This is a genomic window from Kribbella sp., from assembly GCF_035687465.1.
Taxonomy (GTDB): Bacteria; Actinomycetota; Actinomycetes; order Propionibacteriales; family Kribbellaceae; genus Kribbella.
Genome location: NZ_DASRXP010000481.1, coordinates 1 through 5,220, shown reverse-complemented (window position 1 = coordinate 5,220; position 5,220 = coordinate 1). Strand labels below are relative to the sequence as shown.

At 67.7% G+C, this 5,220-nt stretch carries 6 protein-coding genes; 3 read left to right on the top strand and 3 right to left on the bottom strand.

Annotated elements, in window-relative coordinates; all coding sequences use genetic code 11:
- Nucleotides 1-954: phosphotransferase family protein (locus tag VFG33_RS25340; protein ID WP_325055451.1), on the top strand; the 954-nt coding region annotated here is incomplete at its 5' end.
- A gap of 129 nt (nucleotides 955-1,083) precedes the next feature.
- Here VFG33_RS25340 and VFG33_RS25335 read toward each other — a convergent pair.
- Nucleotides 1,084-2,616: an acyl-CoA carboxylase subunit beta gene (locus VFG33_RS25335; protein WP_325055450.1), complete on the bottom strand. Its 1,533-nt coding sequence runs from the start codon at nucleotides 2,614-2,616 to the stop codon at nucleotides 1,084-1,086.
- A gap of 12 nt (nucleotides 2,617-2,628) precedes the next feature.
- Nucleotides 2,629-3,795, bottom strand: a complete 1,167-nt coding sequence (locus VFG33_RS25330; RefSeq protein ID WP_325055449.1) for an acyl-CoA dehydrogenase family protein — start codon at nucleotides 3,793-3,795, stop codon at nucleotides 2,629-2,631.
- 74 nt (nucleotides 3,796-3,869) lie between these two features.
- Between VFG33_RS25330 and VFG33_RS25325 the strand changes: the two genes are divergently transcribed.
- Complete coding sequence (locus VFG33_RS25325) at nucleotides 3,870-4,262, top strand: MerR family transcriptional regulator (protein ID WP_325055448.1); 393 nt, start codon at nucleotides 3,870-3,872, stop codon at nucleotides 4,260-4,262.
- Nucleotides 4,263-4,265: 3 nt separating this feature from the next.
- On the opposite strand, the gene VFG33_RS25320 is transcribed toward VFG33_RS25325, so the two are convergent.
- Complete coding sequence (locus VFG33_RS25320) at nucleotides 4,266-4,715, bottom strand: MarR family transcriptional regulator (RefSeq protein WP_325055447.1); 450 nt, start codon at nucleotides 4,713-4,715, stop codon at nucleotides 4,266-4,268.
- A 78-nt stretch (nucleotides 4,716-4,793) separates the two neighbouring features.
- Here VFG33_RS25320 and VFG33_RS25315 point away from each other — a divergent pair.
- Nucleotides 4,794-5,220: nitroreductase/quinone reductase family protein (locus VFG33_RS25315; protein WP_325055446.1), on the top strand; the 427-nt coding region annotated here is incomplete at its 3' end.

Genomic DNA, 5,220 nt, shown 5'->3' with positions numbered 1-5,220 from the left:
CCCGGCGAGATGCTCTCCGCCCTGGTCGCCGAGGGCCGGGCCGGCGACGACGACTGGCGCTCAGTCGGTACTACGTTCCGCCGGCTGCACGACATCCGCTTCCCGAAGGGACTGGCCGGTCTCCTGACCGAGGACAAGCTCGTGCTCGAGAGTGTGGACCCGGTGAACGCCATGCACGAACTGCTGGTCGAGGCGGAACCCAAGCTGAAGGTCAAGCTCCCGGTCGTGGTCCCGCACCTGCCGCGGCTGCACGCGGTGATCGACGAGAACGCCCCGGCTCTTCGCGAGACCGCGACCGCGCTGCTGCATCTTGACGTCAACCCGGCCAACATCATCGTCGGTCCGACGCGGACGACGCTGATCGACTGGGGCGAGCCGGGCGTAGCCGACCCGGCCCGCGAGATCGCCGCACTCGAGGAGCACATCTACCTGATCAACGGCTCGGAGATCCCGGCCGCCTTCTACGAGACGTACGGCCCGCGCTCCCTGCCGAACACTGCCATCCACCGCCTCACCGGCGCGATCGGCTGGTACAGCGAAGACGACTTCGAGGACTGGGCGACCGAGGAGGACCTCGACCCAGCCCTGAAAGCCCAAGGCCGCCCACTGGCAGGCCGGTCTGAGGGCCTACCTCACCGAGATCGACCACCACCTGAAGGCGTTCTGAATCTGTCAGTCGAGTCGGGAGACCTGGTAGTGGTTGATCAGCCAGTCGTCACCGACCCGGCGCAGGATCACGCCGAGCCCCACCATCCTGGCTCAGCATCGCGGCGACGGCTCCCTGCGACCGACTCCGCCGCCCGGTGCCCAACTCGCCGAAAGGCCAGACCACGCCGGTACCGTCGGATCTCGTCCGACGACCGGTGGTCAACCCATCGCCGTACTGGACCTGGTCCCTGGTCTCGCGGCGCGACGAGACCCGCACCGCCGTACGGGCCACCATCGAGGCCCTGACCCGCGACCTCGGCCCACTCGGCCTCGATGTCGCCACTGCTTGGCTACCGAACGGTGACCCGCACCGTCCCGCCCGCCCGGCTGCAACTCCAGCCGAGTAGAGCAGTCGACGATCCGACTGGAGGCGTTCTAGACCGGGGGGACCCCGTGGCGGCGGGTGGAGAAGTGGCGGTCCTTGGTCTGAGCCGCGGCGAGGCGGGCGATCAGCTGATCGCGGAGGTCTTCCGGCTCGACGATCGCATCGATCACCAGGTCCGCCGCGAGCCGGAGGATGTCGATGTCCGTCTCGTACTCCTCGCGCAGCTTCGACACGTACTCGACCCGCTCGGTCTGATCCGCGATCTCCTGGATCTTGTTGTAGTACACCGCGTTGATCGCCGCCTCCGGACCCATCACCGCGATCTTCGCCGTCGGCAGCGCGATACATGCGTCCGGTGAGAACCCAGGCCCGCACATCGCGTAAAGCCCTGCCCCATAAGCCTTCCGGACGATCACGGAGACGGTCGGAACGGTCGCCTCGGACACAGCGGTGATCATCTTCGCGCCGTGCCGGATGATCCCGGCCCGCTCGACCTCCGAGCCGATCATGAAGCCCGGTACGTCGCACAGATACACCAGCGGCACGTTGAACGCGTCGCACAGCCAGATGAACCTGGCCGCCTTGTCCGCGGAGTCGACGAACAGTACGCCGCCCTTCACGGCCGGCTGGTTCGCCACGATCCCGACCACCTGGCCCGCGAGCAGCCCGAACCCGGTGACCAGCTCCGGCGCGTACGCCGGTTTGATCTCGAAGAACGTGTCCGCATCGAGTAGTGCGTCGATCACGTCGTGGATGTCGAACCCGACGCTCTCTTCGGCCGGAACCAGGTCCCGGGTGAAATCACGGCCCGCCGGCGAAGCGTCGTACGAGGGTGGTCTGGCCTGCCAGGAGCCGGGCAGGTACGAGAAGTACTGCTTGGCCAGGTCGATCGCCTCGGTGTCGTCGGCGGCCAGCAGGTCGCCGCAGCCGGAGACGGTGGTGTGCATCCGGGCGCCGCCCATCTCCTCCAGCGTCACCTTCTCGCCGACCACCATCTCGGCCATCCGGGGCGAGCCGAGGTACATCGAGGCGTTGCCGTCGACCATGATCACCAGGTCGCAGAACGCCGGGATGTACGCGCCGCCCGCGGCCGACGGGCCGAACAGGCAGCAGATCTGCGGGACCTTGCCGGACAGCGCGACCTGGTTGTGGAAGATCCGGCCCGCGCCACGTCGACCGGGGAAGAGGTCGACCTGGTCGGTGATCCGGGCGCCGGCGGAGTCGATCAGCCAGAAGATCGGCAGCTCGTCGCGCAGCGCCACCTCGGTGATCCGGACGATCTTCTCGACCGTCCGCGCACCCCAGGACCCGGCCTTGACCGTCGGGTCGTTCGCCACCAGCAGCGCCGGCCGGCCGTCGACCAGGGCGCGGCCGGTGACCACGCCGTCCGCAGGCAGGCCCGCGTTCAGCGCGTTCGCGAGCTGCGCGTCCTCGACGAAGCTGCCCTCGTCGACCAGCAGCGCGATCCGGTCCCGGACGTACAGCTTGTTCTGCGAGGCGAGCTTGGCGGCCGCCTTCTCAGGCGGGCCCAGAGTCGCCTCGCGTGCGACCTTGACCTCGGTCCAGTGATCCCGGCTGCTCATGCGGTCATCCTGTCACTCGACCGGGAGGCCGAGGCCTCGGGCGATCAGCATGCGCTGGACCTCGGAGGTGCCCTCGCCGATCTCGAGGATCTTGGCGTCCCGGTAGAACCGGGTCACCGGGTACTCCTCCATGAAGCCGTAGCCGCCGAACACCTGGGTGGCGATCCGGGTCGCGGTCACCGCGGACTCGGTCGCGTAGAGCTTGGCGACGGACGCGGCCTGCTTGAACTCCTTCATCGGAGCCCCCGCGTCCTTGAGCGCCGCGGCCCGGTAGACGAGCAGTTCGGCCGCGTCGGCCATCACCTTGAGGTCGGAGATCTGGAAGGCGACCCCTTGTTTGGTCCCGATCGGAACCCCGAACGTCTTGCGTTCACCGGCGTACTGGACCGACATCTCCAGGCACGCCTTGATGCAGCCGAGCGCGACCGCCGCGATCGCGACCCGGCCGTCGTCCAGGGTCGCGAGGAACTGCCCGAACCCCTTGCCCCGCTCGCCGAGCAGGTTGCCCGCCGGTACGCGACAGTCGCTGAACGACAGCGGATGCGTGTCTGAGGCGTGCCAGCCGAGTTTGTCGTACGACGCCTCTGCCACGAAGCCAGGTGTTCCCGTCGGGACGATGATCGTGGAGATCTCTGGGCGGCCGTCCGGCTTCTCCCCGGTCCTCGCCGTCACCGTGACCAGCGAGGTGATGCTCGAGCCGGAGTTCGTGATGAACTGCTTCGCCCCGTCGATCACCCACTCGTCACCGTCCAGCACGGCCCGGGTCTTCGTCGCCCCGGCGTCCGAACCCGACTCTGGCTCTGTCAGGCCGAACCCCGCGAGCCGCTGACCGCTGATCAGCTCCGGCAGCCACTGCTGCTTCTGCTCGTCGGTGCCGAAGGTCAGGATCGGGTTGATGCCGAGCCCGACGCCGGCCTCCAGGGTGATGCCGATCGACTGGTCGACCTTCGAGATCTCCTCGATCGCGACGCAGAGGCTGGTGAAGTCGCCACCGGATCCGCCGTACTGCTCCGGCGCGGTCAGCCCGAACAGGCCGAGCCGGCCCATCTTCTGGACCACCTCGACCGGGAAGTAGTGCTTGCGGTCCCACTCCGCGGCATGCGGCGCGATCTCGGCCCGGGCGAAGTCGCGGACGCTGTGGCGGAACTCGCGGTGCTCTTCGGACAGTTCGTACGACATCTTCCACTCCAGGGGCCTCGTGATTGACGCTTACGTAAACGTAAAGCACGATGGGTGGTGTGCACAATGATCGGGTGACCGTGGACACCCAGACGTGGTCGATCGCCGAACTGGCGACCGAGTACGACGTCACCCTGCGCACGATCCGGTTCTACGAGGACCGCGGCCTGCTCACCCCCGAACGCCGCGGCACGGTCCGCGTCTACCACCCCCGCGACCGGGTCCGCCTCGGCCTGATCCTGCGCGGCAAACGCCTCGGCTTCAGCCTCGACGAGATCGCCACCATCGTCGACATGTACGACGCCGAACCCGGCGAGGAAGGCCAGCTCGTCTACCTCCTCAACCAGATCCAGACCCGCCGCACCGAGCTGGAACAACGCCGCCGCGACATCGAGGAAACCCTCCAAGAACTCTCCGAGGTCGAACACCGCTGCCAGGCGGACCTGGATTCCCTCCGGAACCGCTGAGGTTCAGATGGCTTCCTCGTAGATCGTCAAGGTTTCGACGAAGAGGCGGCGCTGGTCGGCGGTGAGTGGCTCGAGGGCCTGGCGCCACGCGCGGGCACTTCGGGCCAGCCAGGAGTCGATCGCTTCCCGGTGGGCGTCGGCCAGCGTGATGATCGCCCGGCGGCGGTCGTCCGGATCCTCGCGGCGCTCGAGGACGCCTTTGCGACTCAGCTCCCCGACCATCAGACTCACCGTCGCCGGCGTCACCTCGAGGCGCTCGGCCAGGTCGTTCACGCCCAGCGGGCCGTCGAACAGCAGGTAGGCGAACAACGACAGATGCCGGGGCGCCAGTGACATCCCCGCCAGCTCGTCCGGGATCTTCGCCCGCTTGGCGCGGCCGATCAGCCGCGGCATCAGCAGCAGCAACGTCCGGATGCTCTCATCCACATCCAGCCCGGACCGCTCGCTTGACATATCTTTGTCTCCAAAATAGTTTTGCTTGCAAAGCTAATAGATTTTGTCAGCAGGACCCTACGCGAAGGGCAGCATCTGTTGAGCGACTACAACAGCGAGATCATCAAAGAGTTCCGGGCCAACGAGGGCCGCGTCGGCGGCATGTTCGAAGGCGCCCTACTTCTCCTGCTGACCACGACCGGCACCCGCTCGGGTCGCCCCCACACCAACCCCACCGTGTACGCCGAGGACGCGAGCCGGCTGATCATCTTCGCCTCGAACAACGGTCAACCCACCACGCCCGCCTGGCTGCACAACCTCCGCGCCAACCCAGCCGTCACCGTCGAACGAGGCACCACCCGCTACGCCGCCGTCGCCACCGAACTCACCGGCCCCGAACGAGACCGCCTGTACGCCGAACAGTCCGACCGAGACCCCGCCTTCAAGGCCTACCAAGCAGCCACCACCCGAATCATCCAGGTGGTAGCCCTGGTCCCCGATTCCGCCGCCCAGGTCGTCGCCCTGG

What these genes read in the sequence shown, in the direction of transcription:
- VFG33_RS25335 (WP_325055450.1), bottom strand. Translation starts at nt 2,616, where the DNA reads ATGAGCAGCCGGGATCACTGGACCGAGGTCAAGGTCGCACGCGAGGCG.
- VFG33_RS25330 (WP_325055449.1), bottom strand. Translation starts at nt 3,795, where the DNA reads ATGTCGTACGAACTGTCCGAAGAGCACCGCGAGTTCCGCCACAGCGTC.
- VFG33_RS25320 (WP_325055447.1), bottom strand. Translation starts at nt 4,715, where the DNA reads ATGTCAAGCGAGCGGTCCGGGCTGGATGTGGATGAGAGCATCCGGACG.